Genomic DNA, 18,343 nt, shown 5'->3' on the forward strand with positions numbered 1-18,343 from the left:
GGCCCGATGGCCGGTCCTCGACGGGTCCCCGCCGCGCGCGCCGGGTACCGGTGCGGCGGCGGCTCCCGGACGGTGGGCCGGGCCGCCGCCGCACCCCTGCCGGCGGTTCTCGGTACTCGGTACTCGGTACTCGGAGGGTGCCGTCAGTCGGTGGGGTCGGACGTGTGGCGCCGGTCCGTGGTGATCTGGGTGGTCCCCGGGCCGATCCGGATCTCGAAGTCTCCGTCGTACTTGGCGTGGCCCTCGATCACGGCGGATTCGACCGCTTCGACCCCGAACTCCTGCCGGACGATCATCGGGTCCTGCCGCAGGTCCCGCATCAGGGACACACACATCCCGATCATCACGATGGTGAACGGCGCGGCCACCAGGATGGTGAGGTTCTGGAGCCCGGCCAGCGCATCGCCCTTGCCGTCACCGATGAGCAGCATGACCGCGGCGACGGCGCCGGTGACGACGCCCCAGAAGATCACGACCCACTTGGCCGGTTCGAGGACGCCCTTCTGGGAGAGCGTGCCCATCACGATGGAGGCGGCGTCCGCGCCGGAGACGAAGAAGATGCCGACGAGCACCATGACCAGGACGCTCATCGCGGTGGCGATCGGGAATTCCTGGAGGACACCGAAGAGCTGGGCCTCCGGGGTGTCGGCGTCGTTGAGCTTCCCGGCTTCCTGGAGCTTGATGGCCGAGCCGCCGAACACCGCGAACCAGACCAGGCTGACGGTGCTGGGCACCAGGATGACGCCGCCGATGAACTGCCGGATCGTCCGGCCGCGGCTGATCCTGGCGATGAACATGCCGACGAAGGGCGTCCAGGAGATCCACCAGGCCCAGTAGAAGACCGTCCAGTCGCCGAGCCAGGTGGCCACCTCACCCTTGCCGGTCGCCTCGGTGCGTCCGGCGAGCTGTGCGAGGTCACCGAAGTACGCGGCCAGCGAGGTGGGCAGCAGGTCCAGCACGATGATGGTGGGACCGGCGATGAAGACGAACACGACAAGGACCAGGGCGAGCACCATATTGGTGTTGGACAGCCACTGAATGCCTTTTTCCACGCCGGACACGGCGGAGGCGACGAAGGCGACGGTCAGGACCGCGATGATGGTGACCAGCAGTCCCGTGCCGGTCTTCTCCTTCCAGTTCAGCTCGTGAAATCCACTGCCGATCTGGAGGGCGCCCAGGCCCAGGGAGGCGGCCGAGCCGAAGAGGGTCGCGAAGATCGCGAGGATGTCGATGAACCGGCCGACGCCTCCGTGGGCGTGCCGTTCGCCGATCAGCGGCTCGAAGACCGCGCTGATCGTCTGCCGCCTGCGCCGCCGGTAGGTGCTGTACGCGATGGCCAGCCCGACGACCGCGTAGATCGCCCAGGGGTGCAGCGTCCAGTGGAAGAGGGTGGTGGCCATGGCCGTCTGCATGGCCTCGGCCGCGTCGGCGGGGTGGGTACCCGGCGGCGGATCGATGAAGTGGGCCAGCGGCTCACTCACCCCGTAGAACATCAGGCCGATACCCATTCCGGCGCTGAACATCATCGCGACCCAGGAGACGGTCCGGAATTCGGGCTTCTCGCCCTCCTGGCCCAGCGCGATCTTCCCGTAGCGGCTGATCGCGAGCCACAGCGCGAAGACCACGAAGCCGGAGGCCGCGAGCATGAAGGCCCAACCACCGTTGTGGATCAGCCCGTTGAGCAGTCGGCTGGAGACCCTTTCCAGCGAGTCGGTGGCGATCGAACCCCAGAGCACAAAAGCGAGGGTGAGGACCGCCGTGACACCGAACACCACCCGGTCGGTCGTGGGGCGCCTGCCGTGGGGCGACTCGGCGGGGAGATCCGCCGTGACCGACAGATCTCCCCGCCCACCCGTTCTCTGATCGTCCTGCGACACAAGTGGCACCTTTCACGGAGTCCGAAAATCGCTCTCCGTAGGCAGTACCACACCCGCCGCACAACTCAGGGGATCAACAAGCGGTATCGGCTTGACCGTTTGTGAGGTGATATGTCGCCCGCTCGTCCAGCAGCAGGGGAACCAGGTCCCGCGCGGACTGCCGCAGGGGTACGTACGCTCCGTCACCGTCGCGCCGGGAGGTGACACCGTGCAGGGCCAGTTCGTCCTTGACATCGGCGTACTGGGCGGCGTCGAGCCGGTAGCCGCACGGCGGATCCTGAAGCACCTCGTCCGGCTCCGCCGGGTCGTTGTCCGCTCCGCCGAGGTGGATGGGACCGCGGTCGCTGAACCCCGCGAGGCGCGAGGCGGTGGTGGCGGCCTCGATCCGGCCGCGCTGTTCACCGGTGAAGGTGAACAGACCGTCGAGCGCCGCCTGCTGCGACTGGACCCGGCGCCGCTGGTTGAGCGCGTGGTCGGCCTTCTCCGCGGCGGAGAGCGCGTCGACCCGGGACTCGATGAGGAGGCCGACCGCGTGCTTGATGCCCGAGGTGTTGCGCAGGATGCGCTCCTGGCCGTCGCCCGCCGTCTGCTTGATGGGATCACCGGTGACCGGGTCCGTCCAGATGCCGTACAGACCGCTGCTGTACCCGGCCGCTGTCGCCGCGGTCCTGACATAGCGGTCGGAGAGGGTCTGCGAGGCGTCGTGCACCCCGTCGTCGACATTGAGGTTGCGCGGCCACAGGACGAAGAGGTCCTTGTCGTAGTACGGAGGTGTCGCACCGTACTCGTGCAAGTCGTAGATGACGTCGGGCCGTTGGTCACGGATCACCGCCGCCATGGCGCGGCCCTCGGCGGTCTGCAGGGCGATGTGGTCGCGGTTGATGTCGACGCCGTCCGAGTTGCCCCGGGTGTTGGCGGCGCGCCCGTCGGGGTTGGCCGTCGGCAGGACCAGCACCGTCGTGCGGGACAGGAAGGCACGGGTCGCGCGGTCCTCGGCGAAGGCGAGATCGCGGACCGTGGACAGACACGCCTCGCGGCCGGAGGGTTCGTTGCCGTGCTGACTGCAGATCAGCAGCATCGTGTTCGCCGTGGGGCGGTGACCACCGATGCGGACGAGCTGGAGCGGCCGGCCCTCCTCGGTCGTGCCGATCCGGTCGATGGAGACCCGGTCGCTGCCCCGGTCGACGGCGGCGAGGAAGGACCGCTCCTCCGGCTGCCCGGTCCAGCGGGCCCCGTCGCTGAGCTCGAAGCCGGTGCGGGGCGGGCGGTGCGCGGCCTCGGCGGGGACGGTGGCGAACGGTACGGCGAGTGCGGCGACCGAGGCCGCCAGCGCCACTTGGCGCAGGGCCGTGCGACGGCGGCATGGAAGCCCCGGTGCGCTCGTCCGTCGCCCGTCGCCCGGCATGGGGGCCGGGCGACGGGTGAGGATACGGAGAGCTCGGGCGATGCGAGGGGTCATCAGCGACTGCCTCCCGGGATGCGGAGGACGGGCACGGGGGTACCCGCCGGCCTGTCGGCGTGTGCGGAAGGTACCCCGGTGAACTCCGGTGCGACAGGGGGCGATCACCTGGTCACCGTGACAGCCGGATGGCGATCGTGTGACAGAAATGGCCATGAGCCGGTCAAAAGCGGTCTCGGCTGATTAGTCTCACCAACGACCGGTCGGAAGATCATCCGTCCCGACGACTTGGAGCATTCGTGCACCGCAGACTCATCGTCCCCAGCGCACTCGCGGCCACCCTCGTGCTGGCGATCCCGGCATCGGCCGCCGAAGGCACCGTGGGCGCCCCGGGTATCGGCGACCCCTACTACCCGGCCAGCGGAAACGGTGGCTACGACGTGTCCCACTACGACCTGCGGCTGAAGTATCAGCCCGCGACCGATCTGCTGGAGGGCACGGCGACGCTGGTCGCCACCCCCACGCAGCAGTTGTCCCGCTTCAACCTCGACTTCGGACTCGCCGTCTCCGAGGTACGGGTGAACGGCAAGAAGGCGCGCTTCACGAAGACCGGGGAGCAGGAGCTGGAGATCACCCCGTCGGCCGCCCTCACCAAGGGCAGGTCGGTCTCGGTCGTCGTCCGCTACGCCGGAAAGCCCTCCGAGGTGAAGGTCAACGGCTGGACCGCCTGGGCCCGTACCCCGGACGGCGGCGTCGCCGCGCAGGAGCCGGACTCGGCGGTGTGGTGGTTCCCGAGCAACGACCACCCGCTGGACAAGGCGACGTACGACGTGTCGGTGTCCGTACCGGACGGCACCCAGGCGATCAGCAACGGGGTCCTCCAGTCGCAGAGCTCGAAGCTCGGCTGGACCCGCTTCAACTGGCGTTCGAACAAGCCGCAGGCGACCTATCTGACGACGCTCGCGATCGGCAAGTTCGACATCACGACGGACAAGACGGCGGACGGTCTGCCGGTCCTGAACGCGTACAGCAAGGACCTCGGCGACAACGACGGTGCCGCGCGTGCCAGCATCGAGCGCACGGGCGAGGTCGCCGAGTGGCTGACCGAGGTGTTCGGGCCGTATCCGTTCAACGCGCTCGGCGGCTACGTCCCCAATGTGACCAGCGGATTCGCCCTGGAGACCCAGACGCGCCCGTTCTACAGCCCGAAGCAGTTCGCGAACGGCGCCAATGTGTCGGTCGTCGTGCATGAGCTGGCGCACCAGTGGTACGGCGACAGCGTGTCGGTCGAGGGCTGGAAGGACATCTGGATCAACGAGGGCTTCGCCCGCTACAGCCAGTGGCTGTGGTCGGAGAAGGAGGGCGAGGGCACGGCGCAGGAGCTGGCCGACTACACCTACGCCCAGCACCCGGCCGACGACAGCTTCTGGACGGTGAAGCCGGGCGATCCGGGCCCGGACAACCAGTTCGCCGGGGCCGTCTACGACCGGGGTGCGCTGGCGCTCCAGGCACTGCGCAACCAGGTCGGCGACGAGACGTTCTTCGAGCTGCTGAAGGGCTGGCCGGCCGAGCACGCCTACGGCAACGCGAGCGTGGGCGACTTCGTACGGTACGCGGAGCGGGTCTCGGGCAAGCCGCTCGCCGCCTTCTTCGACACCTGGCTGTACCAGCCGTCCCGGCCGGAGTCCCCGGCGGCCGACACCTCCACAGGCGCACGGACCCAGGCACCGGCCGCGCGGGAGGCCGCGCGCAAGGCCGCTCGTGAAGCCGATCGTGAGGTGGCGAGCCCCGAGCGGCCCGCCTCCTGGAAGAAGATCGCGGCGACGAACACCATCCACGACCACCGCTGACCCTCATCGGTACGCTCCGGGCGCCGCCGCCGTCACCCGACGGCGGCGGCGCCCTGTCCCGGCTTCCGGCGAGGGACGGCTCCAGGCTTCCGGTGGGGGACAGCCTCAGGCCTCCGGTGGGGGAAGGCGCTCCGGCACTTCGCGAGGGGCGGCGGATAGGCTGGCGGTGTTCGTGCAGTTCCGCCAGTCCCCGGCTGTTCCCGGCCGGATTCCCGTGCGTACGAGGAGCGTCCCTTGTCCGGTCCGAGCCCCGATTCCCTGCGTGACGCCCGGCCCACCCTGGAGGCGGTGGCGGCCCGTGCGGGAGTCTCCCGGGCGACGGCCTCCCGGGTCGTCAACGGTGGCGCCGGGGTGCGGCAGCCGCTGGTGGATCAGGTGCGCAAGGCCGTCGAGGAGCTCGGTTACATACCGAACCACGCCGCGCGGACGCTGGTCACCCGGCGCAACGGGGCGGTCGCCGTGATCATCGACGAGCCCGAGTTCCGCATCTTCTCCGATCCGTTCTTCTCCCGGCAGATACGCGGCATCAGCCGCGAACTGAATCTGCACGACGCTCAGTTGGTGCTCCTCCTCGTGGAGGGGAGCGGTGACTTCGACCGGGTCACGCGCTATCTCGCCGGTGGCCATGTCGATGGCGTGCTGGCGTTCTCGCTGCACACCGACGACGAACTGCCCGCGATCATCCGCCGGTTCCATGTCCCCACGGTGTACGGCGGCCGCCCCGGGGCGGGTTCCGGACCGGCGGTGCCCTATGTCGACTGCGACAACCGGGGCGGTGCGCGCGAGGCCGTGCGCCATCTGGTCTCGCTCGGCCGGCGGCGGATCGCGCACATCGCCGGACCGCGCGACCAGACCTCGGCGCTGGACCGCATCGACGGCTACCTCGATGTACTGCCCGACGGCGATCCCGGCCTGATCGTGGACGCCGACTTCACCGCCGAGGGCGGCGCACGGGCCATGACGGAACTGCTGGAGCGCCACCCCGCCCTGGACGCCGTCTTCGTCTCCAACGACCTGATGGCCTCGGGGGCCCTGCGGGTGCTGCGGGAAAACGGCAGGCGGGTGCCCGAGGATGTGGCCCTGGTGGGCTTCGACGACATGACGTCCGTCGCGGAGGCCACGCAGCCACCGCTGACGACGGTGCGTCAGGACGTGGAGGGCATGGGGCGGTTGATGGTGCGGCTGCTGATGGAGCGGCTGAACGGCGCCACGGGTGACGGGGCCGAGTCCGTGATCACCCCGACCGAGCTGATCCACCGCGCCTCGGCCTGATCCCCCGCCGGCCGCCTCCTCCCCTTTCCCTTCCCCTTCCCCATCGGCCCGCTTCCCGATCCCGGGGACGCGGGCCGATGGGATGCCCGCCGACGCCCACCCCACCTCTTCCTGGAATATGTGTCAGCAGTGTTGACGCGCCCCATGAAACAAGTCGATAGTCTTTGTAACATTGACTCCCGTGGAACAGATGCACCGTCAGACGCCCTGTGTGTCACGGAAGTTGAGCCGGAAGATCATCGTCACCGCTCGCACAGGAGGGTGCACCATGGGCCGCTACAGCCGTCTCCGCGAGATCCGCCGGATGGATCCCAGTCGCGACTATGCCGAGATCCTCCGGCTGATCTCGCAGTACGAGTTCCCCTGGGACTACCGGCAGGGCGTGAGCATCGCGTTCCTCCGTGACTTCGGGGTCCCCCGGATCTCCGTACTCCTGGACCGCACCCAGGAGTTCGAGCGGTCCGGGCAGAAGCGGTACGACGACACCGTCCTGATCGGGTACGAGATGTCCGCGGACGGCTTCGACTCGGCGCGCGGCCGGGCCGCCGCCCGCCATCTGAACCGGATCCACGGCAAGTACCGCATTCCGAACGAGGACTTTCTCTATGTGCTGGCCACGACGGTCGTGGGACCGAAGCGCTGGATCGACCGGTTCGGCTGGCGGCCCCTGTGTGCCCAGGAGGTCGAGGCGCTGACCCAGGTCGCGCGGAAGACGGCGGCCATGATGGGCATCGAGGGAGCACCCGCCACCTACGAGGGCTTCGAGCTGCTTCTCGATTCCTACGAGGAGCGGATGTTCGCGTACGACCCGGCGAACCGGCGGGTCGCGAGCGCCACGTTCCGCACGATGGCGAGCTGGTATCCGCGCCCGGTGCGCCCGCTGACCGCACGCTTCTCGCTCGCGCTGCTGGACGAGCCGCTGCTGCGGGCGCTGGGCTTCCGGGTGCAGCCGCTCCCGGTCCGGTCGGCGGCCGCAGGTGCCCTGAGGGCACGGTCCCGGCTGGTGCGGCTGCTGCCGGCCCGGCCGCGGTGGCTGCCCTCACGCCCGCAGCCCCGCTCGTACCCGTTCGGCTGGCGGCTGGATGATCTCGGCCCGCACTGGGCCCGCAGCCGTCCCCTGGAGCCCCTGCCCGACGAGATCCGGGCTCCGGCGCCCCCGGCCCGGGAACCGTCATGAGCACCGTCCGGGCCGGGGACGCCCGCACCGGACGCCCGGCCGCGCCCCGGACACCGACGGCGGACCGACTGACCGGCTGACCGGCTATCCGGCGGCGAGCAGCGGCGCGAAGTAGCGGCGCGCGAAGGACCGGACCTGCGCGTCGTCGTCCAGCGCGAAACAGCTGACCGGGTTGAGCAGGAACGAGACGGTGATCCGCACCATCAGCTCGGCGACGGGTGTCGGATCGCTCTCCGGTCTGCCTTCGGCCCGTCGTGCCTCGCGCAGCCGGTCGGCCAGATATCCCCGCATGGCGAGGAAGGCCGGCCCGCTCTCCAGGGTGAGGAAAGGAAGCATGATCTCCGGTTCGAGCCGCAGCAGTCCGCCGACGAGCGGGTGTTCACGGATGTGCCTGAGGACGGCGACGAACCCCTCGACCATCCGGTCCTCGATGGTGGGCAGCATGGCGACCGCGTCGTCCACCTCCACCAGGAAGCGCCGGTACTCACGCAGCAGACAGGCCGAGACGAGGCCGTCCTTGTTGCCGATCCGCCGGTAGACGGTCACCCGCGAGACCTTGGCCCGTTTGGCGACATCGTCCACGGTCGACCGGCGCAGCCCGAACGTGATGAACTGCTCGCGCGCCGCGTCGAGGATCTGTTCGCTGAGCGCGTCGGACGGCGGGGTCTGCGTGAGCGCCCCCGCGAGCAGCGCCTCGTTGGTGTCCTGCGTCGGCATGAGCCCTCCCCCCGTCACTGCGGTTCGATTCCACCATAGCCATGCCGGGACAGAGCGACATGATCCGTCACCCCGTAACTCTCCCCCGCTCAGGCAGCCTTCCGGAAGGATCCGCCGCGAGGTCGGTCCGAGCCGTAGTCGTACACCGTCACGGGTATGTCCTTGCCGAGGAGCCGTTGTCCGATCAGCGGCTCGATCCTGGACCACTTGCCGCCCGCCAGACCGCAGCCGATCCGCGGCATATGGACCGATACCCCCAGCTCCGCCGCCCGTTCGGCCACGGAGCCCAGGGCCGCGTCCACCGCCTCGTACCGTATGGGCACCCCCTTACTGCCCGTACGCATCCCCCGCTGTCCGATCATGTTCGCCACCCAGAGGTACGGACCGACCTGGACGAACTGCACGGCGCCCAGGGCGAAGTCGTTCCCCGCGCGCTCCCGGTGCCAGCGGCGGTACTCCCGCTCCGGCTCGGGCCAGCGGCGCGAGAGGGCCAGGACGAAGCCCTTGCCCCAGCCGCCCAGGTCGTTGCAGACGTGCGCGATCAGCTTGACGCCCTTGCCCTGCGGAGCGGTGGCGTCCCCCCGTACATACGTGATCTCCAGCATGTCACCACCGTACGGACCACCACCGACAATCGCTTTCCGACGCCGGCGGCCACTTTCACCACAGTGGTGAGACAGCAATACTGATGAACCGGATCGGCGCACGGGTACAGCCGTGGGACGCAAGGAGCAGACATCGTGACCGGGACCGACGAGCCGACGCTGACCGTCGACGAGCTGGCGGCGCGCGCCGGAGTCACCGTGCGTACGGTGCGCTTCTACAGCACCCGGGGCCTGCTGCCGCCTCCGGTCATCGGTCCGCGCCGGGTCGGGCACTACGGGCGCGAGCACCTGTCCCGTCTCGCCCTGATCGAGGAGCTCCAGCACCAGGGCATGACGCTGGCCGCCATCGAACGGTATCTGGAGCAGCTGCCGCCGGATCTGAGCGCCCGTGACCTGGCGATCCACCGGGCCCTCGTGGCGTCCTGGGCGCCGGACAAGGCGGAGGACACGACCAGGGCCGAGCTGGAGCGCCGGGCGGGCCGGACCCTGACCGAGGGGGACGTGGACCGGCTGGCCGCGATGGAGGTGCTGGAGCGTCCCGAGGTGGCCGGGGGCACCTACCGGGTGGACCCCGGGCTGCTGCGGCTCGGCGTGGAACTGCTGGACGTGCCGATCGCGCACGAGACGATCCTGGCGGCGCGCACGGTCCTGCTGGAGCACACCCGGTCGGCCGCCCAGGAGCTGACACGGCTGTTCCGGGACGAGGTGTGGAATCCGTACCGTGAGCGCGAGTCGGACCCGGAGCATGTCGCGGCGATGAAGTCGCTGTCGGCCCATATGCAGCCGATGGTGGTCCAGGCGCTGGTGACCGCGTTCCAGCGGTCGTTGAAGCAGGAGCTGCGGGCCGCGTTCACGGCGGAGTGAGTACGCCGTGCACGCGGCCCGCGCCGCCCGGCCTCAGTCGTGGAAGGTCTCGCCCTTCCCGGCCATCTCCACGAGCAGTGCGGGCGGCAGGAACCGGTCCCCGTAGCGCTCGGCGAGTTCGCGGGCGCGGGCCACGAAACCGGGCAGGCCGCCCTCGTACCCGTTGATGTACTGGAGCACACCGCCGGTCCACGGCGGGAAGCCGATGCCCATGATGGAGCCGATGTTGGCGTCCGCGACAGAGATCAGGACGTTCTCCTCCAGGCAGCGGACGCTGTCCAGCGCCTCGGAGAACAGCATCCGCTCCTTCATGTCGACGAAGGGCACATCGGCGTCCGGCTTGGTGAAGTGCTCGCGCAGCCCCGGCCACAGGCGGGCCCGCTTGCCGTCCTCGTCGTACTCGTAGAAGCCCGCGCCGCCACTGCGTCCCGGCCGCCCGAACTCGTCGACCATCCGGTCGATGACCTCGTCGGAGGGGTGCCCGGCCCAGGTGCCGCCCGCCTCCTCGACGGCCCGCCGGGTCTCGTCGCGGATCTTGCGCGGCAGGGTGAGGGTCAGCTCGTCCATCAGGGAGAGCACCTTGGCCGGGTAACCGGACTGCGCGGCGGCCTGCTCGACCGAAGCGGGCTCGACGCCCTCGCCGACCATGGCGACGCCCTCGTTGATGAACTGGCCGATGACGCGTGAGGTGAAGAAGCCGCGTGAGTCGTTGACGACGATCGGCGTCTTCTTGATCCGGCGGACCAGGTCGAAGGCGCGGGCCAGGGCCTCGTCGCCGGTCCGCTCCCCCTTGATGATCTCGACGAGCGGCATCTTGTCGACGGGAGAGAAGAAGTGGAGGCCGATGAAGTCGGCCGGCCGTGACACACCTTCGGCGAGGACCGTGATCGGCAGCGTGGAGGTGTTGGAGCAGAGCAGGGCGTCGGGCTCGATGACGTCCTGGATCTCCTGGAACACCTTGTGCTTGAGCGAGGTGTCCTCGAAGACCGCCTCGATCACGGCGTCGCAGCCCGCCAGATCGGCCGCGTCGCCGGTCGGGGTGATGCGGGCCAGCAGCTCGTCGCGCTTCGCCTCGGTCGTACGGCCCCGGGAGAGCGCCTTGGCGAGGAGCTTCTCGCTGTACGCCTTGCCCTTGGCCGCCGCTTCCGCGGAGACGTCCTTCAGGACGACGTCGATGCCCGCGCGGGCGCAGGAGTACGCGATTCCGGCGCCCATCATCCCGGCTCCGAGGACGGCGACCTTGCGGACCGGGCGCTCCGGGACGCCCTTGGGGCGGTTGGCGCCGGAGTTGACGGCCTGGAGGTCGAAGAAGAACGCCTGGATCATGTTCTTCGCGACCTGGCCGGTGACCAGCTCGGTGAAGTAGCGGGCCTCGATGGTCAGCGCGGTCTCGAAGTCGACCTGCGATCCCTCTACCGCGGCGGCCAGGATGTTGCGGGGCGCGGGCATGGGGGCGCCGGCGATCTGCTTCTTCAGGTTGGACGGGAAGGCGGGCAGATTGGCGGCGAACCGCGGGTTGGACGGGGTGCCGCCGGGGATCTTGTAACCCTTGACGTCCCAGGGCTGCTGCGACTCGGGGTGCGCGTCGATGAAGGCGCGGGCCTTGGTGAGCATCTCCTCACGGGTGGCGGCGACCTCGTGGACCAGACCGTTCTCCAGGGCGCGCGCGGGCGTGTACTGGGTGCCCTGGAGCAGCACCTTCAGGAGCGCGTCGGCGATGCCCATGAGGCGCACGGTGCGGGTGACGCCGCCGCCCGCGGGCAGCAGTCCGAGGGTGACCTCGGGCAGGCCGATGCGGGAGCCGGGCGCGTCGAGGGCGACCCGGTGGTGGGAGGCGAGCGCGATCTCGTAACCGCCGCCGAGGGCGGCTCCGTTGATGGCGGCGACGACGGGCTTGCCGAGGGTCTCGATGCGGCGCAGCGACCTCTTGATGGCGGTGCCGGTGTCGAAGGCGGCCTGGGCGTTCTCGGGGCCGACCTTGATCATGTCCTTGAGGTCGCCGCCCGCGAAGAAGGTCTTCTTGGCGGAGGTGTAGATGATGCCGCGGATGGAGTCCTTCTCGGCCTCGGCGCGGTCGGCGACGGCGGCGATGGAGTCCTTGAACGCCTGGTTCATCGTGTTGGCGGACTGGTCGGGGTCGTCGAGGACGAGGGTGACGACGCCGGTCCCGTCCTGTTCCCAGCGGATGGTCGTGCTCTCGGTCATTGCTCTTCTTCTCCGTAAGCAGGGGTGGCCGGGGACGGTCAGAGACGTTCGATGACGGTGGCGATGCCCATCCCGCCGCCGACGCAGAGGGTGACGAGGCCGTACCGCTTGTCGCGCCGCTCCAGTTCGTCGATGAGCGTGCCGAGGATCATCGCGCCGGTCGCGCCGAGCGGGTGGCCGAGCGCGATGGCGCCGCCGTTGACATTGACCTTGTCCAGGGAGAGGCCCATGTCCTTGACGAAGCGCAGGACCACTCCGGCGAATGCCTCGTTGATCTCGACGAGGTCGATGTCGTCGATGGTCAGCCCGGCCTTGGCCAGCGCCTTGCGGGTGGCGGGAGCGGGGCCGGTCAGCATGATGGTCGGCTCGGAGCCGGAGACGGCGGCGGAGACGATCCGGGCGCGCGGGGTGAGGCCGTAGCGCTCGCCGACCTCCTTGGAGCCGATCGCGACGAGGGCGGCGCCGTCCACGATGCCGGAGGAGTTGCCCGCGTGGTGGACATGGTCGATCTTCTCGACCCAGTGGTACTTCTGCAGCGCGACCGCGTCGAAGCCGCCCATCTCGCCGATCGCCGCGAAGGACGGCTTGAGGGCGGCGAGCGAGTCGGCGGTGGTGCCGGGCCGCAGGTGCTCGTCGCGGTCGAGGACGACGAGGCCGTTGCGGTCCTTGACGGGAACGACGGAACGGGCGAACCGCTCGTCCTTCCAGGCCGCGGCGGCGCGCTCCTGGGACAGGGCGGCGTACTCGTCGACATCGCGTCGGGAGAAGCCCTCGATGGTGGCGATGAGGTCGGCGCCGATGCCCTGCGGGGCGAAACCGGTCTCGAAGTTGGTCATCGGGTCCATCGCCCAGGCGCCGCCGTCGGAGCCCATCGGGACCCGGGACATCGACTCGACGCCACCGGCCAGGACGAGGTCCTCCCAGCCCGAACGGACCTTGGCGGCGGCCAGGTTGACCGCTTCGAGGCCGGAGGCACAGAAGCGGTTCTCCTGGACACCGGCGACGGAGTCGGGGAGCCCCGCCGCGATGGCGGCGATCCTCGCGATGTCGGAGCCCTGGTCGCCGAGCGGGCTGACCACGCCGAGCACGATGTCGTCGATGGCCGCCGGGTCGAGGTCCGGGAATCGGCCGCGGATCTCGTGGATGAGGCCGACGACCAGGTCGATCGGCTTGGTGCCGTGCAGGGCGCCATTGGCCTTGCCGCGGCCGCGCGGAGTGCGGATCGCGTCGTAGACAAATGCTTCGGTACTCAAGACAGCTGCCTTTCGGGGGTGGTGGGGCGACGAGGGGTCGGACGGACGGGGAGGATCAGGCGAGCAGCGAGCGGCCGATGATCTCCTTCATGATCTCGGTCGTACCGCCGTAGATGGTCTGGATACGGCCGTCGGTGAACGCCTTGGCCACCCGGTACTCCGCCATGTAGCCGTAGCCGCCGTGCAGTTGGAGGCATCGGTCGGCGACGCGCTTTTGCAGTTCGGTGGCCCACCACTTCGCCATGGAGGCGTGTACGGCGTCGAGGACGCCCTCCGAGTGGTCGACGATGCACCGGTCCAGGAAGGCCCTGGTGACGGCGCACTCGGTGGCCATCTCGGCGATCTCGAACCGGATGTGCTGGAGCTTGGAGAGCGGCCGCCCGAACGCCTCGCGCTCCTTGACGTACTGCGTGGTGATCTCCAGGAGATGTTCGGCGGCGGCGATCCCGGCGACCGCGATACCCATCCGCTCCTGGGCGAGGTTGGTCATCAGGTGGATGAAGGCGCCGTCCCGCTCACCGAGGAGGTTCTCCTTGGGTACCCGGACGTCGTGGAAGAACAGCTCGGCGGTGTCCTGGGACTTCTGGCCGATCTTGTCGAGGTTGCGGCCCCGCTCGAAGCCCTCCGCGCCGCGTTCGACGACGATCAGGGAGAGTCCCTTCGCGCCGCCCTCGGCGGTGGTCTTCGCGACGACGATCACCAGATCGGCGAGGACCCCGTTGGAGATGAAGGTCTTCGAGCCGTTGAGCAGCCAGTGGTCGCCCCTGTCCTCGGCCGTGGTGCGGATGCCCTGGAGGTCGGAGCCCGCGCCCGGTTCGGTCATGGCGATCGCGGTGATGGTCCCGCCGCTGCAGAAGCCGGGCAGCCAGCGGCGCTTCTGCTCCTCGGTGGCCAGGCCCGTGAGGTAGGGGCCGATGATGTCGTTGTGCAGACCGACGGCGAATCCGGGCGCCCCGGCCCGGGTGAACTCCTCGGCGAGAACGGCGCTGTAGCGGAAGTCGGCGTTGCCCCCGCCGCCGTACTCCTCGGGGACGGCGAAGCCGAGCAGGCCCTGCCGTCCGGCGGCGAGCCATGCCTCGCGGGAGACGATGCCGTCCTTCTCCCACTGCTCGTAGTGCGGGAGGACCTCCTTGGCCAGGAAGGTCCGGACGGTCTCGCGGAACGCGTGGTGCTCCTCGGTGAAGATCTGCCGCTGCACGGGGCCCCCTGGAGCCGGTTCTTGACGGTGGAGGTCGGCCGGGCGGCCTCGGGGCCGCCCGGCGTGACGGTGGGTGTGCTGACGCCCGCGTCGCAAAGTACGCGCCCCATCAGCCGGTGGCGCCCTTGCGCGGGGCGGCTGTTCCGGTGGTGTCCGTTCCGGTCGTTTCTGCCCCGGCGGCGTCCGTTCCCGCCGGCTCCGTGGCCCGCAGGCCCGGTACGTCCCAGTCGGCGGCGACCGCCTCGGTGTCCGCACCGGGCCGCGCGGGTCCGCTGCGTACGGAGACCGGGGTCACCGAGAACCGGGGGGCCGGCGCGGGCTGGGTGAGGCCGCCGTGCTCGACGAAGGTGCCGCGGGCGGCGAGATGCGGATGGTGCGGGGCCTCGCGGAGCGAGAGCACCGGGGCGACGCAGGCGTCCGTGCCCTCGAACACCTCGGTCCACTCCTCGCGCGTCCGGGTCAGGAACCGCTCGGCGACAGCGGTGCGCAGGTCGTCCCAGCGGGTGAGGTCCTTGCGGTCCGGGGCCTGGTCCGCGATACCGAGCAGGGTGATGAACTCGTCGTAGAACCGCTGCTCCAGCGGCCCCACCGCCATGTACTGCCCGTCGGCGGTCTCGTACGAGCCGTAGAACGGGCAGCCGCCGTCGAGGAGGTTGGAGCCGCGCCGGTCCTGCCAGCCGCCGGCCGCCAGCATCCCGTGGATCATCGTCGCGAGGTGGGCGGCGCCGTCGACGATGGCGGCGTCCACGACCTGGCCCGCCCCGCCGGGCGTGCGGGCGTGCTGGAGGGCGGCGAGGACGCCGACGACGAGGTAGAGCGAGCCCCCCGCGTAGTCGCCGACCAGGTTGGCGGGGACGGTGGGCGGCTCACCGGGTCCGCCGATCATGGAGAGGGTGCCGGTGAGGGCGATGTACGCGATGTCGTGCCCGGCCCGCTCCGCGAGGGGGCCGTCCTGTCCCCAGCCGGTCATCCGCCCGTAGACGAGTCGCGGATTGCGGGCGAGACAGCTCGCGGGCCCGACCCCGAGACGTTCGGCGACGCCCGGCCGGTATCCCTCGATGAGGATGTCGGCGCGTTCGGCGAGATCCAGGACCCGGCCGGGCCCGCCCTCGGCCTTGAGGTCGACGAGGACCGAGCGCTTGTTGCGGTTGGTGAGGTCGTACGCGGGGTCGATGCCCAGACCCGAGCCGCCGGGGCGGTCGACCCGCACCACGTCGGCCCCGAGGTCGGCCAGCAGCATCGCGGCGAACGGACCGGGCCCGATCCCCGCCAGCTCGACGACGCGCACCCCCGTCAGCGGGCCTCGCGGGCTGTGCTCTGTCCTTGCCATCAAGCCCCCAGCGGTGTGACACAACCGATGTAACATCAATGATGCTAAGAACGCGTCACGCTCCGCACAACCCCTAGGGCCGAGCAAGCGCTTAGTTCTCCCTCCCGATCCTCCCTCATAGTTGCCGCCCGGCCGTGCCCCGCCGCGTCCCGCTCCGCTAGCCTCTGCCTGCCACATCGGCACCGGCTCCCTGCGGAGGTACGCGTGAACAGGCAGAGCGGGGCGAAACGCCCCTATGACGTCGTCCTTTTCGGTGCCACCGGATTCGTGGGGGTACTCACCGCCGAATATCTGGCCGCGAACGCGCCGGCCGGCTGCCGCTGGGCACTGGCCGGCCGCGATCGCGCCAAGCTGGAGCGGCTGCGCGAGCGGCTGACCGCCATCGAGCCGCGCTGCGCCGAACTGCCCCTGGTGCGGGCGGACGCCGACGACGCCGACGCGCTGCGCGCGCTGGCCGAGTCCGCGCGGGTGGTGGCCACGACGGTGGGTCCGTACGTCTGGTACGGCGAGAAACTGGTCGCCGCCTGCGCCGAGGCGGGAACGGACTATGTGGACCTCACCGGTGAGGCGGAGTTCATCGACCGGGTGTACCTGGAGCACGATACGCGGGCGCGCGAAACGGGGACACGCCTCGTGCACGCCTGCGGATTCGACTCCGTACCGCACGACCTGGGCGCGTACTTCACCGTTCAGCAGCTGCCCCGCGACGTACCGCTCGTCATCGACGGCTTCGTCCGGAGCAACGCCGCGTTCTCCGGCGGTACGTTCGCCTCCGCGCTGACGGCGATGGGCCGCGGCCCCCAGATGCTCCAGGCGGCCAAGGAGCGGCGTCTGCACGAACCCCGGCTGGTCGGCCGACGCGTGCGCGCCCCGCTGGGCACCCCGCACTTCAGCGCGGCGACCGGCACCTGGGCGCTCCCGCTGCCGACCGTGGACGCCCGGATCATCGGCCGTTCCGCGCGGGCGCTGGAACGTTACGGCCCCGACTTCCAGTACCGGCACTTCGCCTCGGTGAAGCACCTGCCGGTGGCCATCGGCTCGACCGCGGCACTCGGCGCGCTGGTCACGGCCGCCCAACTCCCGTCCGTACGCGAGTGGCTGATGAGCCGATACGAACCCGGCGAGGGGCCCGACGCGGAGCGCAGGAAGCGGAGCTGGTTCACGGTGCGCTTCGTCGGGGAGGGCGGCGGACGCCGGGTCTTCACGGAGGTGTCCGGCGGCGATCCCGGTTACGGGGAGACGGCGAAGATGCTGGCCGAGTCGGCGCTCTGCCTGGCCCTGGACGAGCTTCCGGCGACGTCCGGGCAGGTCACCACGGCGGTGGCGATGGGTGACGCGCTGCTGGAACGGCTCAGGGCGGCCGGTCTGGGCTTCCGGGTCGCGGCGGTCCGCTGAGCGCCGGTGCCCCATTCGGTCCGGTGGCCACCGTTTCTTCCGGTGGCCACCGTTCACAGGACCCAGGCGGCCAGGGTGTAGAGCATCGCACCGAGCCAGACGAGCCCCACGGCACTGCCGAGGGCCATGCCCACCGCGATCCGGCGCTGAGCGGGGTGCAGAGGTGCCATACGGACGACTGTACGAGAAGTGTTCATACGTACCAGCCTGCCGATCATGACCGGCAGGCGCTATCCGTACGCGTACTCAGGCGGTCTCCTCGCGCAGGGCCCGCCTGCACAGCGCGTCGGCCTTGCGGGTCGTCTCCGGCTGCCGGAAGCGACGGGCCAGCCGCAGGGTGTGGGCGCAGGCGTTGTCCAGGCTGATCCGGTGGCCGACCGAGACGAAGACCGGATTCGTGCCGACCTGGGTGCGCAGGGCCCGGCCCACCACCTCGTCGCCGTCGAGCAGCGGCGAGGAGTCACCGCGCAGGGGTCCGGGGGCTTCGTACGAAAAGGTGAACGGGTTCTTGCCGACGCCGATGACCGGCAGCCCGGTGAGGACGCCGAGGTGGCTGGCCAGCCCGAAGCGGCGCGGGTGCGCCAGCCCGTAACCGTCGCAGACCACGAGGCCGGGGTCGACGGAGAGCGACTCCAGCGCCGCCAGGACCGTGGGCATCTCGCGGAAGGCGAGCAGCCCGGGAATGTACGGGAAGGTGACCTTGCCGACGGAGGTGGCCTCCTCGACCACGTCCAGGGTCGCGGCGTCCAGGACCACGGCCGCCGCGACGACGACGTTGCGTTCCTCGTCGTAGGCGACGTCCACCCCGGTCACCAGGCCGGTACCGGGCGCCGGTCCCGGCTCGTCGAGCACCACACGCGAACGCAGGGTCTCCTGGATCGCGCGGGCCTCGGATTCGTCGGCGGGCATCGTCACTGCGGGCATCTCGTCGGCGGGCAGCCCGTCGTCGGGCATCCCGTCGGCCGGCATGGGGGGCTTCGTCATAGTGAGGTCCACCTTAGGGAACGGCCGGGGGAAGAGGCGCGGCGGGCGGGTCCGGGGCCGCACGGCGGAATGGCCCCGGGCGGGCCGGGGCGGGGGAACGCGACGGATCGGCGCGGGCGAGGGCGGGCCGGGGCGAGGGAACGCGACGGATCGGCGCGGGCGAGGGCGGGGCGCACGACGGACCGGCGCGGGCGGGGGAACGAATTCTGCGGGCGGC

Annotated in this window: 15 protein-coding genes; 5 read left to right on the forward strand and 10 right to left on the reverse strand. The window is 70.5% G+C overall.

What is annotated here, in order from left to right; translation table 11 throughout:
* Nucleotides 1-143 precede the first annotated feature (143 nt).
* Entirely contained in the window at nucleotides 144-1,877 is a 1,734-nt protein-coding gene (locus A6A29_RS10520; RefSeq protein WP_073719760.1) for a BCCT family transporter, read from the reverse strand.
* Nucleotides 1,878-1,950: 73 nt separating this feature from the next.
* Nucleotides 1,951-3,336 carry a M14 family metallopeptidase gene (locus A6A29_RS10525; RefSeq protein ID WP_073719761.1) on the reverse strand — a complete coding sequence of 462 codons (1,386 nt, stop codon included), beginning with the start codon at nucleotides 3,334-3,336 and terminating at the stop codon, nucleotides 1,951-1,953.
* A 239-nt stretch (nucleotides 3,337-3,575) separates the two neighbouring features.
* Between A6A29_RS10525 and A6A29_RS10530 the strand changes: the two genes are divergently transcribed.
* The 3 genes from A6A29_RS10530 to A6A29_RS10540 all read left to right on the forward strand — a co-directional run bounded on the left by A6A29_RS10530 (nucleotide 3,576) and on the right by A6A29_RS10540 (nucleotide 7,575).
* Entirely contained in the window at nucleotides 3,576-5,126 is a 1,551-nt protein-coding gene (locus A6A29_RS10530) for a M1 family metallopeptidase (RefSeq protein ID WP_073719762.1), read from the forward strand.
* 234 nt (nucleotides 5,127-5,360) lie between these two features.
* Nucleotides 5,361-6,398: a LacI family DNA-binding transcriptional regulator gene (locus A6A29_RS10535; protein WP_073719763.1), complete on the forward strand. Its 1,038-nt coding sequence runs from the start codon at nucleotides 5,361-5,363 to the stop codon at nucleotides 6,396-6,398.
* 268 nt (nucleotides 6,399-6,666) lie between these two features.
* Nucleotides 6,667-7,575, forward strand: coding sequence for an oxygenase MpaB family protein (locus tag A6A29_RS10540; protein ID WP_073719764.1), 909 nt, complete (start codon nucleotides 6,667-6,669; stop codon nucleotides 7,573-7,575).
* Nucleotides 7,576-7,659: 84 nt separating this feature from the next.
* On the opposite strand, the gene A6A29_RS10545 is transcribed toward A6A29_RS10540, so the two are convergent.
* Both A6A29_RS10545 and A6A29_RS10550 read right to left on the reverse strand, forming a co-directional pair.
* Nucleotides 7,660-8,292, reverse strand: a complete 633-nt coding sequence (locus A6A29_RS10545) for a TetR/AcrR family transcriptional regulator (protein WP_073719765.1) — start codon at nucleotides 8,290-8,292, stop codon at nucleotides 7,660-7,662.
* A gap of 89 nt (nucleotides 8,293-8,381) precedes the next feature.
* Entirely contained in the window at nucleotides 8,382-8,897 is a 516-nt protein-coding gene (locus tag A6A29_RS10550; protein WP_073719766.1) for a macro domain-containing protein, read from the reverse strand.
* A gap of 132 nt (nucleotides 8,898-9,029) precedes the next feature.
* On the opposite strand from A6A29_RS10550, the gene A6A29_RS10555 reads away from it, so the two are divergent.
* Complete coding sequence (locus tag A6A29_RS10555; RefSeq protein ID WP_073719767.1) at nucleotides 9,030-9,761, forward strand: MerR family transcriptional regulator; 732 nt, start codon at nucleotides 9,030-9,032, stop codon at nucleotides 9,759-9,761.
* A gap of 33 nt (nucleotides 9,762-9,794) precedes the next feature.
* Here the strand turns inward: A6A29_RS10555 and A6A29_RS10560 are convergent, their stop codons facing one another.
* From A6A29_RS10560 to A6A29_RS10575, 4 genes are all read right to left on the reverse strand, one after another.
* Nucleotides 9,795-11,966 carry a 3-hydroxyacyl-CoA dehydrogenase NAD-binding domain-containing protein gene (locus A6A29_RS10560; RefSeq protein WP_073719768.1) on the reverse strand — a complete coding sequence of 724 codons (2,172 nt, stop codon included), beginning with the start codon at nucleotides 11,964-11,966 and terminating at the stop codon, nucleotides 9,795-9,797.
* Nucleotides 11,967-12,004: 38 nt separating this feature from the next.
* Entirely contained in the window at nucleotides 12,005-13,219 is a 1,215-nt protein-coding gene (locus A6A29_RS10565; protein ID WP_073719769.1) for an acetyl-CoA C-acetyltransferase, read from the reverse strand.
* A gap of 55 nt (nucleotides 13,220-13,274) precedes the next feature.
* Complete coding sequence (locus tag A6A29_RS10570; RefSeq protein WP_073719770.1) at nucleotides 13,275-14,417, reverse strand: acyl-CoA dehydrogenase family protein; 1,143 nt, start codon at nucleotides 14,415-14,417, stop codon at nucleotides 13,275-13,277.
* A gap of 109 nt (nucleotides 14,418-14,526) precedes the next feature.
* Nucleotides 14,527-15,747, reverse strand: coding sequence for a CaiB/BaiF CoA transferase family protein (locus A6A29_RS10575; protein ID WP_079182687.1), 1,221 nt, complete (start codon nucleotides 15,745-15,747; stop codon nucleotides 14,527-14,529).
* A 204-nt stretch (nucleotides 15,748-15,951) separates the two neighbouring features.
* Between A6A29_RS10575 and A6A29_RS10580 the strand changes: the two genes are divergently transcribed.
* Nucleotides 15,952-17,142: a saccharopine dehydrogenase family protein gene (locus tag A6A29_RS10580; protein WP_073719771.1), complete on the forward strand. Its 1,191-nt coding sequence runs from the start codon at nucleotides 15,952-15,954 to the stop codon at nucleotides 17,140-17,142.
* A 53-nt stretch (nucleotides 17,143-17,195) separates the two neighbouring features.
* Here the strand turns inward: A6A29_RS10580 and mmpA are convergent, their stop codons facing one another.
* Both mmpA and A6A29_RS10585 read right to left on the reverse strand, forming a co-directional pair.
* Entirely contained in the window at nucleotides 17,196-17,339 is a 144-nt protein-coding gene (gene mmpA, locus A6A29_RS47955) for a morphogenic membrane protein MmpA (protein ID WP_385727504.1), read from the reverse strand.
* A 49-nt stretch (nucleotides 17,340-17,388) separates the two neighbouring features.
* The gene (locus tag A6A29_RS10585; RefSeq protein WP_073719931.1) at nucleotides 17,389-18,066 is read right to left on the reverse strand and encodes an endonuclease V; all 678 of its coding nucleotides are present in this window, start codon (nucleotides 18,064-18,066) and stop codon (nucleotides 17,389-17,391) included.
* Nucleotides 18,067-18,343: the final 277 nt, after the last annotated feature.

Origin of the sequence: Streptomyces sp. TSRI0281 (assembly GCF_001905125.1) — a bacterium.
In the GTDB taxonomy this organism is placed as follows: Bacteria; Actinomycetota; Actinomycetes; order Streptomycetales; family Streptomycetaceae; genus Streptomyces.